The following is a 19,440-nucleotide window of genomic DNA, read 5'->3' as shown; positions in this document are numbered from 1 at the left end:
GTTTGTGCTGTCACTCCACCTCCTTCAACAAAAATAAATACGCAGGAAAGTGGTCGCTATACCCGGCCGTATAACTGCCGCCCGAGTAGGTACGCAAGGGATAGCCCTTAAAGCGTCCTTTGTCCGTTCGGATAAATTCAGGTGCAAAAATGCCCGCTTTCCAGAAGGAGAGGGTAGTTCTGTCTTCAGTCACCAAATTGGACGTCATAAATAGTTGGTCGAACAGGTTCCATTTGTCTTGGTAGGCCAATGAACCAATTCCTTTTTTGAACATCGCTTCCATAGGGTTGTACAGGCTGATACTATCCAACTGACGTTTTTTGCCCTTGGTTTTCAGGATTTTTTTCAAGCTGTCATCGATTGGGTCGTCGTTTAAATCGCCCATAGCTATGATTTTTGCATCCAAATCCAATTCTTGAATGGAATCTATGATACGTTTGTTCAGCAAAGCCGCCCTTACCCGCAATGGCGAACTCTTCGCAGCCCCGCCTCTTCGGGAGGGCCAATGGTTCACGATAAAATAGATGTTTTCACGGTCCATAGTGCCACCCACCACCAATTGATCACGGGTGTACTTCCTTTCGCTCATTTCATCAAACAATAATAGCCGATGACTTTTAAACGACGATGGGATAAACGCTGCCTTTTTGTAAAGTAGCGCCACATCAATGCCGCGCGCATCTGGGGAATCAAAATGGATGATACCATAATCCTTCTCCCTTAAATTGGGATGTTGCACTAAATCTTCAAGCACATCCAGATTTTCCACTTCACAAAGCCCCACAATGTCCGGTGAGGTTTTGGAGGTGTCTTCTCCAATTTTAGAGATGACGTTGGATAGGTTTTCAATTTTTTGAAGATATCGCTCCCGCGTCCAATGATAACTTCCCTCGGGAGTGCGATCATCATCAAAAGTGAGCGAATCGTTTACCGTGTCGAACAAGTTTTCACAGTTGTAAAAAGCAATCGTTCTTAAGGTGTATGTCTTGGACTTTTGTCCATAAAGTGAGGTCGATATTAATACAAGTAGGCATATTAATAATCGCATTTTATTTTGATTTTGTAGCTAAAATATGTAGAATTGTTCGCTTTTTCGCAGTTTGTACAGCAATTACAACCCCTTTTTTATTACTTAACCTACAATAAGCTATGAGGCTAGCCATAGTATTGGCCGCGCTTTGTTGTTGTAAATCGCTGTGTGGACAACAAAGTACCCGGATTACAGGGCAATTGATGGAAAAGGGCTCGAATGCCCCTATTTCAAATGCTACGATTACCCTTGAGAGTAGTTTGCAAGAATTCGCAACAGACTCCAATGGCGGGTTCGAAATCAATTTGACTTCAACCGGAGAGCAAATGCTCCAGATTTCCGCTCTGGATTTTGTTTCGAAGCGATTCTCGGTCTATTTGGACCGAAACCCGATTGATTTGGGAACCATTTATCTGGAAAGGGATATTGCTAGAGAACAAACGGATAATTTGATTTCACTGACGGATGGTGATCTTTCCGATGATTTTGAATCCATTTCCAGTTCGATGGGATTGTTGCAATCCACTAGGGACATATTTCTGAACCGTGCCGCTTTTGATTTTGGTCAGGCATTTTTTAAGATCCGTGGTTACGATTCGCGAAACGGTACCGTGTTGATCAACGGCGTTCCGATGAACAAATTTTTTGATGGCAGGCCACAATGGAACAATTGGGGAGGGCTGAACGACGTCGTCCGAAATCAGGAATTTACGAATAGTCTAACCTTGAACCCATACACTTTTGGTGGAATTTTGGGCAACACCAATATCAACACTCGACCTTCTGGAATGAGGCCTGGATTGCGTTTGTCCTCATCAATGTCCAACAGAACCTATCGCGGCAGGTTGATGGCGACTTACAATTCAGGGGAGAAACCAAGCGGGCTGGCCTATTCCGTATCCGCTTCGCGACGATGGGCCAAAGAAGGTTTTGTGGATGGCACTTTGTATGATGCCTACTCGGGTTTTGGAGCCATAGAGTACCAGTTCAACCCACAAAACAGCATCACTTTTACGGCGATATTGGCGCGAAACCGACGGGGACGTTCTTCCGCTCTTACCGAAGAGGTTTTTGATTTGATGGGTGGACAGTACAACCCGTATTGGGGCGAGCAAGACGGTAAAATTCGTAACTCTAGGGAGCGAGAGGTTTTTGAACCCCTGTTTCTGCTCAATTATTCACTGGAAAAAAAGAAATTCAATCTTAATGTAGGCCTGGCCTATCAAACAGGAATCAATTCCAGAAGCAGGCTAGGCTATTACAATGCGCCGAATCCCGACCCGACGTATTATCGCTATTTGCCCAGTTACCACATCAACAGTTCCATTGGAGCGGATTTTATCAATGCAAACTTGGCAAAAGAAGCCTTTTTGGAAAATCCACAGCTCGATTGGGGGCAACTGTACACGGCGAATGCCAACAATGGCGAAAAAGCAGCCTACTTACTTTATGATGATGTTGCCCAGAACACGACCATTTCAGGCGCGACTAACTTTAATTATGTGATGAGCGATTTCATCAAATTAGGGTTTGGCGGCAATTACAGAAGCACAACATCGGAGAACTATGCAGAGATTCAAGATTTGTTGGGAGCAACATATCACGAGGATATGGACACCTTCTCCAGCACCTTGAACGATGTTGACGGGGCACTACAGAAAACCGAAGGTGAAAAGTTCAATTACCATTACAATCTGGATGCCTCACAAATGGATGGCTTCGCTCAAATACAACTGACTTCCAACAAATGGGATGGATTTGTATCAGCTTCGTATTCCAGTTTCAATGTGCAGCGCAATGGACTCTTCAAAAACGAGCGCTATTTGGAAAATTCCTTTGGAACAGGAGAAAAAGTATCTTTTTCCAATCTGGCATATAAAGGTGGATTCACGTATTTTTTGACAGGAAGACATTGGTTTACGACCAATGCTGGAATGGTGGAACGACCACCCATTGTTCAGAACATATTCATCAATCCAAGGGAAAACAACGAAATAGTTCCCGAGCTTCAAAAAGAGGTGGTAAGCAGTGCGGATGTAAACTATTTTGTACGTCTACCTAGCTTAACGGGGCGAATCAGTGCATTTTACACGCGGTTTCAGCATACCACCGATATCAATTTCTTTTTTGTGGATTCAGGACTGGGGTCCGATTTTGTGCAGGAAGTGATTACAGGTTTGGACAGGCTTCACAAAGGCATCGAGTTCGGATTTGAATACGAAACATCTTCCAGCGTAAAATTGACTGCAGCAGGAAATGTGGGCCATTATGTATATGCAAGCGACCCATCCGTACAAATCAATTTTGATACGGCAGGTGCAGAGGAAGACCTCATTGCTGCCGAAGGAAACATAGATTTGGGCATTGCCACGCTCAAGGATTTAAAACTGGCCCAAGGGCCACAAACCGCCCTTGCATTGGGAGTTTCCTACAGAGCGCCAAAATATTGGTGGATAAGTGGGACCACCAATTACCTCACGAACAATTATAGCAACCTATCCACCATTACCAGAACCTCCAGTTTTCTGATGGATCCAGAAACGGGCGAACCCTTTCCTGATGCTTCGGTAGAGAATGTTTCCAAATTGCTCAAGCAAAACAAACTGGACGATATCTATTTGCTCAATCTGGTCGGGGGCAAATCTTGGCTGATTGATGGCAAGTACATCAGCTTCTTTGCCAGCATCAACAATGTTTTTGATACGGTTTTCCGCACAGGTGGCTACGAGCAGAGCAGAAATGGAAATTTTGGGCAATTGAAACAGGATAATCAAAGTGGTTCGCCCTCTTTCGCCCCAAAATATTGGTACAGCTACGGAAGAACCTACTTTTTGAATTTGGCCATTAGCTTTTAATCTACTTCTTATGAAAAATGTGATTTTTAAAATTTTGGGAACCGGTGTTGTGATGAGCCTTTTATGTTGTGTGGATGGAAGAGAGTTTGATGAAATTGAAGGAGATTGTACAACAGGAATGGAGGCAAACATCACTTTTGCCGAGTTGGATTCCTTGGTGCAAGATGACGTTATTCAGATTCAAGCAGATTTGATTTTGGAAGGCTACGTGATTTCATCCGACCGAGCGGGAAATTTTTTCGGGGTACTTTACCTGCAAGATGCATTGAGCAATCCTTCAAACGGAATTCAGCTGGAAATTGATTTGAGGGAATCACATTTGCAGTTCCCGGAGGGGAGCAAAATTTTGGTAAAACTGAAAGACCTTTATCTGGGCAAAAAAGGAAGCAACATCAGAATCGGCAGCGTTTTCTCGTCTTTTGGAAATCTTTCGATAGGAAGATTGCCTTCGGGCAAAGTGTTTGATCATCTTTTGGTTTCCTGTGATACCGCAGGGCCTACAGAACCATTGATTACCACCATATCCGAAATGGACAGTTTGCCATCGAACATATTGGTGCAATTGGAAAGTGTTGAATTTGTTGAAGAAATTTTGGGCGAAACCTATGCTGTTGCCCAAGAAGAAACGGAAAGAACACTAGTGGATTGCGAAGAAAACGGGATTACGCTTGTGAACAGCGGGTATGCCGATTTTCAAGCGGAAGCATTGCCCGAAGCAAACGGTACACTAATCGCGATTTTGACCAAAGATGGTAAAACGCAGCAACTAATAATTAGAACCTTGGAGGATGTAAACTTTACCGAAGAGCGTTGTCCGGAGATTATCACGGAATTCACTTCCAATCAGATTTTTATTTCAGAATTGGCCGACCCGGACAACAATGCCGGTGCCCGTTTTGTGGAGCTGTATAACGCATCATCCGAACCATTGGATTTAAACTTGTGGACGCTTCGCAGATATACCAACGATAATATTGAGGTAAGCTCCACAATTGATTTGTCAGGTTTCATTATCGGTGCCGAGAGTACGTTGGTAATTTCTCCCAATGCAGCGGAGTTTGAACTGGTCTATGGCTTTGCTCCCGATTTGGGTGTATCCACCAATAGCCCCGCAGATTCCAATGGGGATGATAATTTGGAGTTGGTGGACCCCTTCGGGACCGTAATCGATGTATTTGGTGTAATTGGAGAAGATGGTTCAGGAACCAATCACGAGTTCGAAGATGGACGTGCCATCCGTAATCCTAACATTTTGGAAGGAAATCCAGTGTACACTTTTAGTGAATGGAACATTTTTAACGATTCGGGTGAAGCTGGCACCACGGATTTACCCCAAAATGCCCCCGAGGATTTTACCCCAGGGGTTCGGGATTAAATTCTTAGAACGCTTTATACCCAAACTTCTGTCCACCTACCGAGGCATCGGCCATAAGACCTGCCTTGGGCAGTGCAAATACAGCCACGCCATCTTTGTATTTGGCATTGAATGCAATTCCAGATTTTAAAGCCACGGCAGAGGTTTCAGCAGCAAACTGGAACTTCTCGGTCTTAAAGCGTTCCAGGTCAACATCGGTTTCAAAGAAAATTACTTCAATGATGGCCTGTCCACCAGCTTGCAGGCCAATGTTCAGTTTTTTAAGGTCGGCCATGCCCACAGCGGTGCCATTTTCATAAACCACACCGTTACCGGAGGCACCACCAATGATAAAACCTCCTTTTCCGACATTGGGAAAAATTACGTAACCGGCAGAATTTTCAAAAAATCCATCCAAGTTGGGAGCGGCCTCCAAAAGTGTTGTTTTGGCCTTTTCGGCATCGGCCATTATTTTTTGGTCCTTTTTGTTTTGGGCTGATATGGAAATCGTCAACAAAAAAAGGGCAAGCGTTACAATAGATTTTATGCGTTTCATAGTGTCTCATTTTTTAGGTTATTCAAAATTAAAGAAAGAACCCCTTCCAATCTGGAAAGGGTTTGCTAATTAGTGTTAAGAAAAGCCTATAGTTTTCCCATCACATTTCGGGGAAATCCTCGTCTTCCATCACTTCTTCCATCTGTAGCACGTGCCTTTCCATATGCCCTGCGATAAAAACGATGAGCTGGGCGGCATCAACAGTGCCAAAAGGTAAAGTGGCGTAACGGTTTCTTAAATCATCATCCGTATTTTCTACATAGTCCATAAGTTCTTGGCGTATGGCAAGCAATGCAGCCAAAGTCTCCTCCGTGGAACCATACTGTCCGCTTGGTTCAAATGGTTCTGCGGTTTTAACCTTTTGACTCCTATCGGCTATCATGGGCATAATTTGGTCGTCCTTAAAAACAAGGGAATCTTTTAGTTCGGGTTTGGGGCCTTCGGCCACGCTTTTGTGAAGCGTTTCCACAAACATTTTTTCGGTCAGGGCAAGATGTTCCACGTTTTCGGCGATAGACCACGAAGTAGGGTCAGGCTTATAATCAAGCTGTTCATCAGAGAGTCCATCGAGTACCTGTTTCATGTGCTCCCGTGTCTCTGTCAAATGTTTCATGATCCATTCTCTGTCATTTTTATCGAGATTGGTTCCGGAATCCTTGGAAAAGCTAAATAATAAAAGAATAACTAGAGGAAAGATTAATTTTTTCATGTGCAGTTGTGTTTAATGTTTAGAATACAGTTTCCTAATGATTAGTGTTTTAAAGGTAATTTAAATACCAATATCAAAGAATATATTCCTGAATGCACCGAGAAATTATTAAATTTAGGAAAGCAAGTAAGTGCTTTTATACACGTAAGATTCAAATGGAACAAAATAGACTATAGCTATTATTTAATAGTATTTTAATATTGATTATCTATTGTTTAAAGCATCTATCTTATAACTTTACAGGAGATATTTATTAACACACAACTATAAGATCATGAGTAAAGAATTGGCTAACGGAGCAGACGAGGGCATGTGTCCTTTTTTGAACGGCGAACTAAAGCAAGTGGCAGGAAGCGGCACCCAAAATCAAGATTGGTGGCCCAATAGACTCAAGTTGGAGATTTTAGGACAGCATTCGAATAAAACAAACCCGTTTGGGGAGGAATTCAACTATGCGGAAGAATTCAAAAAATTGGATTATGCAGCATTGAAAAAAGACCTTCTGGAGGTAATGACCGATTCGAAGGATTGGTGGCCGGCAGATTTTGGAAGTTATGCCGGATTGTTCATTCGTATGGCCTGGCACAGTGCCGGTACCTATCGTGCCGGTGATGGACGCGGTGGAGGTGGACGTGGACAACAACGTTTTGCACCGCTGAATTCTTGGCCGGACAACGTTAGCTTGGACAAAGCACGTCGTTTGTTATGGCCCGTCAAACAAAAATATGGCAAGAAAATTTCTTGGTCAGACCTTATGATATTGGCCGGAAACGTGGCCTTGGAGTCCACAGGGTTCCGCACTTTTGGCTTTGCAGGAGGTCGTGAGGACGTCTGGGAGCCTGATCAGGATGTGTATTGGGGAAGCGAAACAGAATGGTTGGCCTTGAGTGACACTCCCAACAGCCGTTACTCGCACAACAAAGAGGAGCGTGATTTGGAAAACCCGCTTGCCGCCGTGCAAATGGGATTGATTTACGTAAACCCTGAGGGGCCTGACGCAAATCCCGACCCGATAGCTGCCGCACATGATATTAGAGAGACCTTTAAGCGCATGGCCATGAACGATGAGGAAACCGTGGCGCTGATAGCTGGTGGACATACCATAGGTAAGACCCATGGTAATGGAGACCCAGAGTTGGTAGGTGCAGATCCTGAATCTGAAGATTTGGCATTGCAAGGATTGGGATGGGTCAACAAAAATGGCTCAGGAAAAGGGGCACACGCATTTACTTCTGGATTGGAAGTCACCTGGACCTCTACTCCGGTACAATGGAGCAACGATTTCTTTAAGTTTCTGTTTAAATTCGAATGGGAATTGACGAAAAGTCCAGCAGGGGCACATCAATGGGTGGCCAAGGATGCCGATGCCATTATTCCCGATGCCCATGGCGGACCGAACAAGAAACCGACCATGTTGACTACCGACCTGTCGCTTCGTTTTGACCCTGAATACGAAAAAATTTCCCGTAGATTCCTAGAGGATCCTCAAGCCTTTGCAGATGCGTATGCCCGTGCTTGGTTTAAGTTGACGCACCGTGATATGGGACCACGTTCCCGTTATTTGGGTCCAGAGGTGCCAAAAGAAGAATTGGATTGGCAAGACCCTATTCCAGCTGTCGATTATACTTTGGTAGATGAAGCTGATGTAAAAGAGCTGAAGGAAAAAGTATTGTCATCTGGTCTATCCATTTCTGATTTGGTGTATACCGCTTGGGCATCCGCTTCCACTTTCCGTGGCGGTGATAAGCGTGGCGGAGCCAACGGAGCACGTATCAATTTAGAACCCATGAATGGTTGGGAAGTCAATAAAGACACTGGAAAAGTGATTTCTGCACTTGAAGGCATCAAGAATGAATTTAACAAAAATGCCGGTGGAGGAAAGAAAATTTCCTTGGCTGATATGATCGTGTTGGCCGGTAGTGCCGCTGTTGAAAAAGCGGCCAACGCTGCTGGTTCTTCGATTGAGGTGCCATTTAACCCTGGCCGTAATGATGCAAAACAGGAACAGACAGAAATTGAGTCCACCAACTATCTTGAGCCAAAATACGACGGGTTCCGCAACTACGTTAAGGAAGGAGTAAAGGTACAGGCAGAACACCTTTTGGTGGACAAAGCTCAATTGCTTACCCTTACTGTACCCGAAATGACGGCCCTGGTAGGAGGATTACGTGTGTTGGGCGCCAATTTTGATGGTTCAGAGAAAGGTGTGTTCACCGATAGAGTAGGCGTGTTGAGCAACGATTTCTTTGTAAACCTATTGGATATGGGTACCGAATGGAAAGCCATAAATGAGGAAAAATCATTGTACGAAGGAAGCGACCGTGAGTCCGGCGAAGTAAAATGGACCGGTACACGTGTGGACTTGGTATTTGGTTCCAACTCTATTTTGCGTGCCGTGGCCGAAGTGTATGCAGCAGAAGATGGAAAACAAAAATTTGTTGAAGACTTTGTAGCGGCATGGACCAAAGTAATGAACCTAGACCGCTTTGATTTGGATTAAACCGTTCAAGGCAAAAAATAGAAAAGGAAAATTAATTGCAAATGCTGCCATGGCCCGTTCGGTTATGGCAGTTTTTTTATAACTTTCAATCACCTATGAGCAATAAGGAAGAACTCTTCGACAACATACGCAACGGTAATCTGAAAACCGTTGTCAACCTATTGGAAAACAATCCAAAACTTTTGGAAACCAAAGACCAGAGAGGCTCTACCCCATTGTTGTTGGCCGCCTATTATGGGCATGATGACATGGTGGAATTTTTGTTGGACCACGGAGCCACAGTGGATGCCTTGGATGGATCTGGAAACACGGCCTTAATGGGCGTTTGCTTTAAAGGTTACACCGATATTGCAAAAAAATTGATAGATGCCGGGGCCAATGTCAGTCAAAAAAATGCCATGGGCGCCACCTGTCTTATCTATGCCGTAACCTTTAACCGTAAGGAGATTGCAGAAATGCTTTTAAAACATGGAGCGGATACCTCCATAAAAGACAATAGGGGAAAAACCGCAATGGATCTTGTTTTGGAACAGGGGAACACAGAATTGGAAGAACTTTTAAAAAAATACTAGATGTCCACCACCTTGAAACTTGCTTTGATTCAGACCGATTTGTACTGGGAAGACCCGGTCAGCAACCGAAAAATGTTTGAAGAAAAGATAGAGGGCATTTCAAGCGATGTGGATTTGATCGTATTGCCCGAAATGTTCACCACAGGTTTTACCATGAAGCCAGAGAAGATTTTACTTTCCGAAAGCAAGGGAACATTCGATTGGATGAAAAAGATCGCCCAACAAAGCAACACGGCTCTAATTGGGAGCATTATCTTTCAAGAAAACGGAAAGTTCTTCAACCGGTTGTTCTTTGTATCACCGGACGGAACAGTTGAAGCCTACGATAAAAAGCACACATTTACGCTGGCAGGCGAAGATGAAGTGTACGAGGCAGGTAGTGAAAAACTCATTTTTGAATACAAAGGATTCAAAATTTGTCCAATGATCTGTTATGATCTTAGATTCCCGGTCTGGTCCAGAAATGTGGAAGACTACGATGTGCTGATCTATGTGGCCAACTGGCCAAGCAAAAGAATCAATGCTTGGGATACACTGCTTAAGGCAAGGGCCATCGAGAATATGGCGTACTGTGTTGGGGTAAACCGGACCGGTACGGACGGTTTGGATTACGAATATCCGGGGCATTCAGGAATTTACGATGTGCTCGGCGAACCATTGGCCTTCTCCAAAGACGAAGAAATTCTGTATGCCACCCTGAACAAAGAGCATGTGACATCCACCAGAAAGCAACTACGATTTTTAGAAGACCGGGACCGCTTTAGTTTGATAGGATAAAGGTTTCCTCCTTTTCCCAGTTGGCCCTGATTTCGATTGTTCCAGGATAATAGCTAATGTCCTCTGGCTGTCTTTTTTCAAGATAATTTCCCGTATCCAATTTGCCGTTCCCGTTTTCATCAAAAATAACACGGGCCACATAATTACCCGGATTCAAGTTGTTGAACTCGAAAGGTTGGGGCTCTGTTGCAAAAATCTCACGTTGTACCTCACCTTTTTCGTTGGTCAGCTGAACAATTACGGGAAAGTTGACATCACCGCTCAAGATCATTCTCAAATTCCCATAATCTGCAAAGCTGCTGGTGGATAGATTATAGGCCAAAGTATCGTTTTGGATACCAAAAAAATCCGTGATCGAACCCGGTAAAAGCGAAAAGGAATACTTTTGGTTGGGCTCGGTTTCAAAATCAAAATCTATTTTGTTTTGAAGGGTGTCCAGTTCGTAGGTATAGGCTGCAGGAATGGAGTCGCTCACCATTAACGAGATATTGCTGGTGTCCAATGCAGTAATTGGCGTATTGGCCAAAATACTGAAAGTATCCTCAAAATTGAATTTTCCGTTCACGGAGGCCGATAATTTTAAGGAATCCATGGGCAAGTTCCGCATTTTCACAGTAAACGTATCCAAAACCTGAACTTTATCGTTTCTGATGGTAAAAATGATGGAGTCCAAATCTGTAGGGGTAAACCAATAATTTAGGGTATCCTTGTTTCTTTCCTTTAAAAGTGTAGTATTTACCGTGTCCGGCAAGGTCGTCAAGGTTTCGATCACCATGTCCCTATAATCGCCTTGATACCCAAATATAATCTTGTTCTTGGCTGCCAGACTTGGCACAGAAGGTTTGTAATTTAATTGTTCACGGAACAGGTTGAGCCCATAAATGGAATCAGTTGGCAGCGTAATGGTGTCCTCAATAAAACCAATTTTATCCTGGCCCTGGTCGAACATGTTGTTTTTGTTCACGTCCTTCAACCCGAACAGGGCATACTTTCCGGCCTTTAGGTTCCTCAGCTCAAAAAAGGGAAGGCTATCTCCGGTATTGGTAATGTACAAGGGCGGCTGTTTGTAAATGGTGGAATCGGTGTAGGCACTATCAATTTCATACAGCATTACACTTATAAACTCATCTGCCTTTCTGTTGATCGCATCTTTTACCGCACCGCTCAAGGTAAGGGAATCCAGATAATCCCCGGTAGAGAAAACGTAGCTCAAAAAGCTATTGGGATTGCCCTCGTTGTTATCCACGATACTTTGCCCAAAATTAATGGTGTAGGTAGTGTTTTCCCGTAGTGTGTCCTTTATCACCACCTCAATATATTTGCTCGGAGCGCCCATAGGAGTTATGGTAGCGGGGTTCTTAAACGGAGGGGAGACCACCAACTGGTTCTGTACATCTTCCAATTTGATGAGCTCATCAAAATAGAGACGTATTTTTTTCGCCTTAAAATTTGTGCTGAAGTTTTCCGGTTCCGCCCGTACCAATTTAGGGGGTGTAATATCTTTGGGGCCACCGCTCGGGGAACCCCGTTTGGCACATTGCCATAGGGCTAGGACCATAAAGGCAACAAAAAGAAATCCCAACAGTTTTTTTAAGTACACCATGCCTAAAAATAATGTGGGACAAAGAAACAACTAATTTGAAAAACGGGATGCCGCATTGGCAAAATTTAACCCTCTGGCACCATGGCCATGCTCAACACGGAGACGGTTATGTTTTTTTGACGCAAAAGTGTTTGTGCACACGATTCTATTGTGGCGCCAGTGGTGATCACATCGTCCACCAAGAGTACGTGCTTAAAATCTCGGCGGTTTGATGCATTGAGCTCAAAAGCATCTTTGGAGCTTTCCCAACGGCTCTGTCTACCTTTTTTGGTCTGTGTTTTTATGTTCTTTGTTTTGATCAACCAATCATCGCAATAGGCCGCGCCGATTTGTTCCGCAATGGTTTTGGCAAAAAGGGCCACTTGGTTGTATCCCCGTTTTTTTAACTTTTTTGGGTGAAGTGGAACAGGCACCACCACATCAATGTCTTTTAATTGCCCATTTTCCATTAAAAGGGTGCCGCACCATTCACCCAAAAAGCCTCCTATCTGTTCCTGATTTTTGTATTTGAGCCAGTGCAATAAATTTTTAACAAGGCCATTTTTTGAGAAGAAAACAAAAGATGCGGCCTTTTTTATCGGAATTCTACCATAAAATATGCGGTCCACTGCGTTTTCTTCCAGATAGTTATGATCGGTGAGTGGCACATCATGTCGACAAACGGCACACAAAATATGCTCTTCCCTAAATAATTGGGCATTACATCCAAAACATACCCTTGGCAATAGGATGTTGTTAATCTCGTTTATTATCTTAGCCAACCTTTTTGGTGTCAAATCTTATACAATTTTAGCGTAGTCTGTCAACCCCATGAACTCCCAAGATAATAATTTCAACTACAAAATTATCTTTGCCGCAATGGCAGCGGTCATCGTGGGTATACTTATCGCCTTTTATTACAGCTATGCACAGTCCAAAAACCAAATGATCTATTTGGAAGAGGAGAAGTCACTTTTGGTAAAGGATTTGACATTGATGCGAACAGAGGTGGATCGGCTGTCCGGATTGAACGAGGTAAACGAAATTGAACTGCAAACCTCACGTTTTCGGGTACAGCAACTATTGGACTCCGTGGGAAGGTTGAATTTTAGTATCACCAAACTGAAGGATACCAGAAAGGAACTTCGGAAACTCGAATTGCGATTTGACAGTCTTAAGCTAAAGAACAACTTTTTGCGCTACAATAATAGTTTGTTGGCCAGCAAATACGATGAAACCATCAAGCAGTTGGAAGAACTCCGGGGCAAGGCCAGCAATATGCAGCGCACGGAATCGTTGCTTCGCGAGACCAACAAGGAGCTCACTAGGGAGCTTCGTATCAAAAGCTACCTGAAACTCCAAGATGCCGAGGGAAGCGGATTTCGATTAAGGGCGGGCAGGCCCATTAAAACCAACAAGGCTTCCGTAATCGAAAAATTGAGAGGGTGCGTTACCATTTTGAGCGACGCCAGCTCCAGAGGGGACATTAAGGTGCTCTACCTACAGTTTTTGGACCCGAATATGGCCATTATCGAGGATAACGCCAATACCATTTCCGTAAGTGGCAACACATACAGCAAAAAGGTAGAGATCGTTTATACCGGAAAGGAAATCAGTATTTGTGATGCCATCACCGTTCCAGAGGGCTCTTTGGTCGAGGGAATTTATACCCTAAATGTGTTCGAGGACGAAAGATTGTTGGCCTCGACGGAATTTCAGCTGAAATAGCATACTACTTTTTGGGTAAAATTCTATTTTTGCCCAATGGCAAATCAGGAAGACATTTTTAAGAAGGTTATCTCCCACGCAAAGGAGTACGGTTATGTATTTCAATCCAGTGAGATCTATGATGGACTCAGTGCAGTTTACGACTACGGTCAAAACGGTGCCGAGCTAAAGAAAAACATTCGCGAATATTGGTGGAAGGCCATGGTGCAGCTCAATGAGAACATCGTGGGCATCGATGCCGCTATATTTATGCACCCCACCACTTGGAAGGCCTCTGGCCACGTGGATGCCTTCAACGATCCATTGATAGATAACAAAGATTCCAAAAAACGATACCGGGCCGACGTTCTCATCGAAGATTATGTGGCCAAAATTGAGGCCAAAATCGATAAGGAGGTTGCCAAAGCCGAAAAACGTTTTGGCGATAGCTTTGATAAAGAGCAGTTCTTGGCGACCAATCAACGTGTTATGGACTATCAGGAAAAAGCCGATAGTATCCTAAAGCGTATGGGACAATCCCTTGCCAAAGAGGATTTGGCAGATGTAAAGGCGTTGATCGAGGAATTGGAGATTGCCTGCCCACTTTCAGGGTCTAAAAACTGGACCGATGTAAAACAGTTCAACCTGATGTTCGGCACCAAACTCGGAGCTTCTGCCGACAGTGCCATGGATCTGTACCTTCGTCCCGAAACCGCACAAGGTATATTTGTCAACTTTTTGAACGTACAAAAAACAGGAAGGATGAAGATTCCGTTTGGAATTGCCCAAACAGGAAAAGCCTTCCGTAATGAGATTGTTGCCCGTCAGTTTATATTCCGAATGCGAGAATTTGAACAGATGGAGATGCAATTCTTTATAAAACCGGGTACCCAAATGGAATGGTACGAAGCCTGGAAGGAAAAACGGATGAAATGGCATCTTTCCCTTGGAATGGGTGCGGACAACTATCGTTTCCACGACCACGAAAAATTGGCCCACTACGCGGATGCTGCCGCGGATATCGAATTTAAGTTTCCCTTCGGTTTCAAAGAATTGGAAGGAATCCATTCCCGTACCGATTTTGATTTGGGCAAACACGAGGAATACTCCGGTAAAAAATTGCAATATTTCGACCACGAAGAAAATAAAAGCTACACTCCTTACGTATTGGAGACTTCCATAGGATTGGATCGTATGTTCTTGGCCGTTTTCTCCAATGCATTGCAGGAAGAAGAGTTGGAAAACGGTTCCACACGTACCGTACTTAAGATTCCGGCCGTGTTGGCTCCGAACAAAGTGGCGGTTTTACCTTTGTTGAAGCGTGACGGATTACCGGAAGTGGCTCAAAAATTGGTGGACGAACTGAAATGGGATTTCAATGTAGAGTATGATGAGAAGGATGCCGTAGGCCGTCGTTACCGTCGCCAAGACGCGGCAGGAACACCGTTCTGTGTAACCGTGGACCATCAAACTTTGGAAGACGATACGGTGACCATTCGCCATAGGGACACTATGGACCAAAAACGTGTAAAACTTTCAGAGGTGAAGGAAATCATCTCCAAAGAGGTGGATATGCGCTATTGGTTGCAGAAAATATAAGGATCAGAACAAGCCTGTAATTTCACCATCATCATTGATGTCGATTCCTTCGGATGAAGGATGTGCCGGCAATCCGGGCATACGCATTATGTCCCCCGTAATCGGAATCAAAAACCCTGCTCCCGCTGCAATTTCAATCTCTCGCACCGTGATGATGAAATCCTTGGGTCTGCCCAATAATTTTGGGTTGTCCGATAACGATTTTTGTGTTTTTGCTATGCACACGGGGAAATCATCCAAACCAAGGTCGGTGATTTTTCTCAAATCGGCTTTAGCTTTGGCAGTATAGTCCACGTGTTCCGCACCATATATTTCGGTGGCGATTTTGGCGATTTTATCTTTTACGCTGGATTTCCAATCATAAAGTGGCTTGAATTCTGAAGCTTTAGATTCCACGATATCAATGACAGCCTTGGCCAAGTCTTCCGCTCCCTCTCCACCTTTGGCCCATACATTGGCAACGGCTACACGAACACCTTTGGACACCGCCAATGCTTTGATGACGGCAATTTCTTCCTCCGTGTCCGATACGAACTTGTTGATGGCAATTACCGGAACAACCTTGAATTTGGCAATGTTTTCCAAATGCTTTTCCAAATTGGGAAGGCCTTTTTTCAACGCTTCCACGTTGGGCTTTGTCAAGGATTTTAAATCTGCACCTCCGTGATATTTTAACGCGCGGATGGTTGTTGTGAGCACAACGGCCTTTGGCTTCAAGTTGGCACTTTGACATTTGATGTCGAAAAATTTCTCAGCTCCGAGGTCAAAACCAAATCCCGCTTCGGTAACCGTGTAGTCCGAATGCGTCATTCCCATTAAAGTAGCGATTACCGAATTGGTTCCTTGTGCAATATTGGCAAAAGGCCCACCGTGAATAATCGCGGGATTGCCCTCAATCGTCTGAACTAAATTGGGTTTTATGGCATCTTTTAATAAAGCGGCCATAGCGCTTTCGGCTTTCAAATCTTTGGCGTAAATCGGTTTTTTGTCGAAAGTATACCCCACAAAAATGTTTCCCAACCGTTTTTTTAGGTCGCTCAGACTTTCCGCCAAGCAGAGGATGGCCATAATCTCTGAAGCTGCCGTAATATCAAAACCGGTTTCCCTTGGCACACCCGAAGTTGTCCCGCCAAGTCCCACGATGATGTGGCGCAGAGAGCGGTCGTTCATATCCATAACACGTTTCCAACCTATGGTTCTTGGGTCTAAAAGCAACGAATTGGTCTTGCTCTGGATATTGTTGTCGATAATGGCCGATAATAGGTTGTGCGCTTTTTCAATGGCGGCAAAATCCCCTGTAAAATGCAGGTTGATGTCCTCCATGGGCATCACTTGGGAGTATCCGCCTCCGGTGGCGCCCCCTTTTATTCCAAAGACAGGGCCTAAGGAAGGTTCCCGCAAAACCACCGTTGATTTTTTGCCCAATCGGTTGAGTCCTTCGGAAAGTCCTATGGACATTGTGGTTTTTCCTTCTCCTGCGGGCGTAGGTGAGATTGCCGATACCAGAACAAGATTACTTTCCTTGGCTTTTTCTCGGTCTATGGCTTTTAAGGGAAGTTTGGCCTTGTATTTTCCGAACATTTCTATGTGTTCGGGGTCGATTCCAAATTTTTCTGCAATGGTGGCGATGTGCTGTAAAGAAACATCTTTGGCGATTTGTAAATCGGTCATAGTGTTGTTTTTTATGCTTACGGGAAAGCATCATTTTTTCCTAAAAGTGATATACAAGATACTATAATCGGGCGATTAAAACTATGACAATTGCAAGACCGACAATGTCATTCCACTCGTTTGCCTTCGGTGGTAAAGGATAGGCCTTGCGATCCCGAAGTGGAAATCATCACCCCTTCAAAATAGGGTTCGTGGGAATCTGGTTTTATGGACCAATCAAAAAGAAAGTTGGCACCCGTTCCGCCCGATCGGTCTTTCTCATCGATCACAATTTCCACGGTTTCCATAGGTCTGATGTAGATGGGTTCATCAAAATAGGTTCTTATGGGATTGCCCTTGGTATCAAAATATTCCGCTTTAGTGATGTAAATGGTATCCTTCAGGTTGGTATTGCGCATACTTATGGTACTGGTAAGGTTGTGTGTACGGTGTTCCGTTTCGCTATAAATCTCGGAATATACGGAGAGATAGGAGGTACCGGTCATCAAGGAATCTGTTGGGGAAATAGCGGCCACCCTGTTGTTCCAATTTACGGGATCGATAGAACTCACCCCTTTCTTGGTTTTTTCAGTACATGAAAAAATCAATAGTAAAAAAGCAAAAGGAACCCACTTACTTAGCATATATCTTGAAATATGAATAACTAAGATACGGATTACTCACCAACTCATTCAAAGCTTTTTTTGACGAACTAGACTTTTTTCTTTTTAAACAACAGATAAGAATAGACGACAGGAACCAATACCATTATTGCGACTAAGGTCATAAAAATGATAAAATTGGTCTGTTCATTAAAAATTAGGCTGGATAGAATGATAAGCAAACCGCCAGCGAACCAGATTTTGCCTCCCAATTTGTGGGTTTCTTTCCAAACAACTTCGTTTTCCAAAGTCCAAGGCGTTCGGATACCAATGAAATAATTGGCTTTGATTGTTTTGAAATAGTTGCCAAATATGATGAAAAGGACTCCGCATAGCAACAAAATGTAATTGGGGTTGGCAACGGATTGATTTTTTGCCGTATAAATGATGAACAAGGCCAAAACGGACATAAAAGTGGTAATAATCCATTTTAAGGTATCGTATTTCTTGCCCATTTTTTGAATCTGTTTTTTTGGATCGATATGGGGCACCGCCAAGAAAATCACATAAATCAACAAGGAAGTTAAAATGGGGATAAGGATAAGCTCCGATTTGTCCCCGTAACGGTCCACTTCCCCCTTGATATTCCAGTGCAAGGGAACTTCGGTGGGCAATTGGTTCCAAACGTAGGCCAAATAGAGAAAGGGCAGCAATACAATCCCGATGAGCGGCAATTCTTTTTTAAGGTTCATAATTTATTTTTTAAGGGTTAGTATCCAGTTGAGCAAATCTTCTAAAATGGTGGTGTTCAGGGAATATTCCACAAACTGTCCCTTTTTTTCGCTGGTGACGAGGTCTGCCTGTTTTAAAATATCCAGGTGATGCGAAATACTTGGCTTGGAAATATGGAACCGTTCGGCAATTTCTCCCGCATTCATATCTTTTTCCTTGAGCAGTTCCACAATCTGTCGGCGCGTTTCATCATTAAGGGCTTTGAACAACGAATTCATGCTTGTTGTTTAGTTATTTAGATAAATGTCTAAATAAAAAATGATATTTCAAAGTAATGTGATTCTAGCACTAAAGATTACCTACTGTTCAGCATTGATGGGAACCCAAAACTCCTCCTCGGATTCGGGGTGTTCTCCTTTATATTTAGCCCCCATCAATGCAAAATAGGGTCTGTGATCCATTGCATATCCCGAATTGGGGAGCCATTCGGAATAGATATATTTGAAGGTTTCCATAGCCTCACTCGGTTTTCCTTTGTAGGAGAACACGGCGTACAATCCTTCGGGAAGGGTCAAGCTTTGCATTTCCTCGGGTATTTCTTCCACTTGGGAAACGGCAATGGCCGCCCATTTTTCAAATACTTGGGTGGGGTTGAAATTTTGAAAAAAGGAAGTGCTGGGATAAATCTCAACGGAATAGAGATTATCATTGATGGAATGCTTGATTTCCTTTTTTCTTGGTGAAAAGCTGTGCCATAGCTCAAACGTATTGTTGTCTGCGAAGGAGGTGATTGATTTTTTGCCGACCAACAAGGTTGTGGGTAGGGTTTGTATTCTTGGGGTCATTAAATTTTAGTTTAGGTTAGCATTCTCCTCAACTCTAAACCTAACAATTTGTTCGATGAGTTCAAAAGGGATGGGTTGGTTCAAAGGAAACTGCACAGAACCCTTTCCTTGTTTGTATTTTGAAAGCTCTTTTTGAAACGTTTCATGTCCAGACGGAGTCGCATAAAAACCGATATGACTTTTGTACGCTGCAAAGTAGACAAGCGGCTTTCCATTGGTTTTGTAACCGGGCATTCCATAGGCCATTTGTTCCGTGGCCATCGGAGCTGTTTTCTTAATGATGGTTCTAATTTCTTGAAGATGCAGTTGCACCTCTTTCGGAAATTTTGAAATGTATTCTTCTATTTTCCCCACGGTCAGTATGTTTAAT

The 19,440-nt window shown here is 43.6% G+C and carries 18 protein-coding genes; 7 read left to right on the top strand and 11 right to left on the bottom strand.

Annotation, left to right across the window (positions count from 1 at the left end; all coding sequences use genetic code 11):
* Window positions 1-10: 10 nt before the first annotated feature.
* A complete protein-coding gene (locus GVT53_RS15915) occupies window positions 11-1,048 on the bottom strand; it encodes an endonuclease/exonuclease/phosphatase family protein (protein ID WP_166249479.1) in 1,038 nt (345 codons plus the stop codon).
* A 101-nt stretch (window positions 1,049-1,149) separates the two neighbouring features.
* On the opposite strand from GVT53_RS15915, the gene GVT53_RS15910 reads away from it, so the two are divergent.
* The gene (locus GVT53_RS15910) at window positions 1,150-3,885 is read left to right on the top strand and encodes a TonB-dependent receptor (RefSeq protein WP_166249478.1); all 2,736 of its coding nucleotides are present in this window, start codon (window positions 1,150-1,152) and stop codon (window positions 3,883-3,885) included.
* Between the two features lie 10 nt (window positions 3,886-3,895).
* Complete coding sequence (locus GVT53_RS15905) at window positions 3,896-5,260, top strand: DUF5689 domain-containing protein (protein WP_166249477.1); 1,365 nt, start codon at window positions 3,896-3,898, stop codon at window positions 5,258-5,260.
* Between the two features lie 4 nt (window positions 5,261-5,264).
* Here the strand turns inward: GVT53_RS15905 and GVT53_RS15900 are convergent, their stop codons facing one another.
* Window positions 5,265-5,795 carry a lipid-binding SYLF domain-containing protein gene (locus tag GVT53_RS15900; RefSeq protein WP_166249476.1) on the bottom strand — a complete coding sequence of 177 codons (531 nt, stop codon included), beginning with the start codon at window positions 5,793-5,795 and terminating at the stop codon, window positions 5,265-5,267.
* A 100-nt stretch (window positions 5,796-5,895) separates the two neighbouring features.
* Window positions 5,896-6,504 carry a DinB family protein gene (locus tag GVT53_RS15895; protein WP_166249475.1) on the bottom strand — a complete coding sequence of 203 codons (609 nt, stop codon included), beginning with the start codon at window positions 6,502-6,504 and terminating at the stop codon, window positions 5,896-5,898.
* Between the two features lie 274 nt (window positions 6,505-6,778).
* Between GVT53_RS15895 and katG the strand changes: the two genes are divergently transcribed.
* From katG to GVT53_RS15880, 3 genes are all read left to right on the top strand, one after another.
* Window positions 6,779-9,004: a catalase/peroxidase HPI gene (gene katG / locus GVT53_RS15890; RefSeq protein ID WP_205791735.1), complete on the top strand. Its 2,226-nt coding sequence runs from the start codon at window positions 6,779-6,781 to the stop codon at window positions 9,002-9,004.
* A 95-nt stretch (window positions 9,005-9,099) separates the two neighbouring features.
* A complete protein-coding gene (locus GVT53_RS15885) occupies window positions 9,100-9,576 on the top strand; it encodes an ankyrin repeat domain-containing protein (protein ID WP_166249474.1) in 477 nt (158 codons plus the stop codon).
* The gene (locus GVT53_RS15880) at window positions 9,577-10,353 is read left to right on the top strand and encodes an amidohydrolase (protein WP_166249473.1); all 777 of its coding nucleotides are present in this window, start codon (window positions 9,577-9,579) and stop codon (window positions 10,351-10,353) included. It abuts the gene before it with no gap.
* On the opposite strand, the gene GVT53_RS15875 is transcribed toward GVT53_RS15880, so the two are convergent.
* Together GVT53_RS15875 and GVT53_RS15870 are read right to left on the bottom strand one after the other, a co-directional pair.
* On the bottom strand, window positions 10,337-11,956 hold the full coding sequence (locus tag GVT53_RS15875; protein WP_166249472.1) for an Ig-like domain-containing domain: 1,620 nt from the start codon (window positions 11,954-11,956) through the stop codon (window positions 10,337-10,339). The genes GVT53_RS15880 and GVT53_RS15875 overlap by 17 nt on opposite strands.
* Window positions 11,957-12,021: 65 nt before the next feature.
* Entirely contained in the window at window positions 12,022-12,717 is a 696-nt protein-coding gene (locus GVT53_RS15870) for a ComF family protein (RefSeq protein ID WP_240905051.1), read from the bottom strand.
* A gap of 49 nt (window positions 12,718-12,766) precedes the next feature.
* On the opposite strand from GVT53_RS15870, the gene GVT53_RS15865 reads away from it, so the two are divergent.
* Together GVT53_RS15865 and GVT53_RS15860 are read left to right on the top strand one after the other, a co-directional pair.
* Window positions 12,767-13,663, top strand: a complete 897-nt coding sequence (locus GVT53_RS15865; RefSeq protein WP_166249470.1) for a hypothetical protein — start codon at window positions 12,767-12,769, stop codon at window positions 13,661-13,663.
* Window positions 13,664-13,699: 36 nt separating this feature from the next.
* Window positions 13,700-15,241 carry a glycine--tRNA ligase gene (locus GVT53_RS15860; RefSeq protein ID WP_166249469.1) on the top strand — a complete coding sequence of 514 codons (1,542 nt, stop codon included), beginning with the start codon at window positions 13,700-13,702 and terminating at the stop codon, window positions 15,239-15,241.
* A gap of 3 nt (window positions 15,242-15,244) precedes the next feature.
* Here the strand turns inward: GVT53_RS15860 and GVT53_RS15855 are convergent, their stop codons facing one another.
* From GVT53_RS15855 to GVT53_RS15830, 6 genes are all read right to left on the bottom strand, one after another.
* Entirely contained in the window at window positions 15,245-16,912 is a 1,668-nt protein-coding gene (locus tag GVT53_RS15855) for a formate--tetrahydrofolate ligase (protein WP_166249468.1), read from the bottom strand.
* A gap of 107 nt (window positions 16,913-17,019) precedes the next feature.
* The gene (locus GVT53_RS15850; protein ID WP_166249467.1) at window positions 17,020-17,535 is read right to left on the bottom strand and encodes a DUF3124 domain-containing protein; all 516 of its coding nucleotides are present in this window, start codon (window positions 17,533-17,535) and stop codon (window positions 17,020-17,022) included.
* A 68-nt stretch (window positions 17,536-17,603) separates the two neighbouring features.
* The gene (locus GVT53_RS15845) at window positions 17,604-18,245 is read right to left on the bottom strand and encodes an SdpI family protein (RefSeq protein ID WP_166249466.1); all 642 of its coding nucleotides are present in this window, start codon (window positions 18,243-18,245) and stop codon (window positions 17,604-17,606) included.
* A 3-nt stretch (window positions 18,246-18,248) separates the two neighbouring features.
* Window positions 18,249-18,503: an autorepressor SdpR family transcription factor gene (locus tag GVT53_RS15840; protein WP_166249465.1), complete on the bottom strand. Its 255-nt coding sequence runs from the start codon at window positions 18,501-18,503 to the stop codon at window positions 18,249-18,251.
* An 81-nt stretch (window positions 18,504-18,584) separates the two neighbouring features.
* Window positions 18,585-19,070 carry a GyrI-like domain-containing protein gene (locus GVT53_RS15835; RefSeq protein ID WP_166249464.1) on the bottom strand — a complete coding sequence of 162 codons (486 nt, stop codon included), beginning with the start codon at window positions 19,068-19,070 and terminating at the stop codon, window positions 18,585-18,587.
* Window positions 19,071-19,076: 6 nt separating this feature from the next.
* Window positions 19,077-19,424 carry an iron chaperone gene (locus GVT53_RS15830; protein ID WP_166249463.1) on the bottom strand — a complete coding sequence of 116 codons (348 nt, stop codon included), beginning with the start codon at window positions 19,422-19,424 and terminating at the stop codon, window positions 19,077-19,079.
* Window positions 19,425-19,440: the final 16 nt, after the last annotated feature.

Origin of the sequence: Flagellimonas oceani (assembly GCF_011068285.1) — a bacterium.
In the GTDB taxonomy this organism is placed as follows: Bacteria; Bacteroidota; Bacteroidia; order Flavobacteriales; family Flavobacteriaceae; genus Flagellimonas; species Flagellimonas oceani.
The sequence above is the reverse complement of the archived record's forward strand: the minus strand, read 5'-3'. Positions and strand labels throughout refer to the sequence as shown.

Excerpts from the sequence above, each read along its gene's own strand:
- GVT53_RS15915 (WP_166249479.1), bottom strand. The coding sequence starts at position 1,048 with ATGCGATTATTAATATGCCTACTTGTATTAATATCGACCTCACTTTAT.
- GVT53_RS15910 (WP_166249478.1), top strand. The coding sequence starts at position 1,150 with ATGAGGCTAGCCATAGTATTGGCCGCGCTTTGTTGTTGTAAATCGCTG.
- GVT53_RS15905 (WP_166249477.1), top strand. The coding sequence starts at position 3,896 with ATGAAAAATGTGATTTTTAAAATTTTGGGAACCGGTGTTGTGATGAGC.
- GVT53_RS15900 (WP_166249476.1), bottom strand. The coding sequence starts at position 5,795 with ATGAAACGCATAAAATCTATTGTAACGCTTGCCCTTTTTTTGTTGACG.
- GVT53_RS15895 (WP_166249475.1), bottom strand. The coding sequence starts at position 6,504 with ATGAAAAAATTAATCTTTCCTCTAGTTATTCTTTTATTATTTAGCTTT.
- katG (WP_205791735.1), top strand. The coding sequence starts at position 6,779 with ATGAGTAAAGAATTGGCTAACGGAGCAGACGAGGGCATGTGTCCTTTT.
- GVT53_RS15885 (WP_166249474.1), top strand. The coding sequence starts at position 9,100 with ATGAGCAATAAGGAAGAACTCTTCGACAACATACGCAACGGTAATCTG.
- GVT53_RS15880 (WP_166249473.1), top strand. The coding sequence starts at position 9,577 with ATGTCCACCACCTTGAAACTTGCTTTGATTCAGACCGATTTGTACTGG.
- GVT53_RS15875 (WP_166249472.1), bottom strand. The coding sequence starts at position 11,956 with ATGGTGTACTTAAAAAAACTGTTGGGATTTCTTTTTGTTGCCTTTATG.
- GVT53_RS15865 (WP_166249470.1), top strand. The coding sequence starts at position 12,767 with ATGAACTCCCAAGATAATAATTTCAACTACAAAATTATCTTTGCCGCA.
- GVT53_RS15860 (WP_166249469.1), top strand. The coding sequence starts at position 13,700 with ATGGCAAATCAGGAAGACATTTTTAAGAAGGTTATCTCCCACGCAAAG.
- GVT53_RS15855 (WP_166249468.1), bottom strand. The coding sequence starts at position 16,912 with ATGACCGATTTACAAATCGCCAAAGATGTTTCTTTACAGCACATCGCC.
- GVT53_RS15850 (WP_166249467.1), bottom strand. The coding sequence starts at position 17,535 with ATGCTAAGTAAGTGGGTTCCTTTTGCTTTTTTACTATTGATTTTTTCA.
- GVT53_RS15845 (WP_166249466.1), bottom strand. The coding sequence starts at position 18,245 with ATGAACCTTAAAAAAGAATTGCCGCTCATCGGGATTGTATTGCTGCCC.
- GVT53_RS15840 (WP_166249465.1), bottom strand. The coding sequence starts at position 18,503 with ATGAATTCGTTGTTCAAAGCCCTTAATGATGAAACGCGCCGACAGATT.
- GVT53_RS15835 (WP_166249464.1), bottom strand. The coding sequence starts at position 19,070 with ATGACCCCAAGAATACAAACCCTACCCACAACCTTGTTGGTCGGCAAA.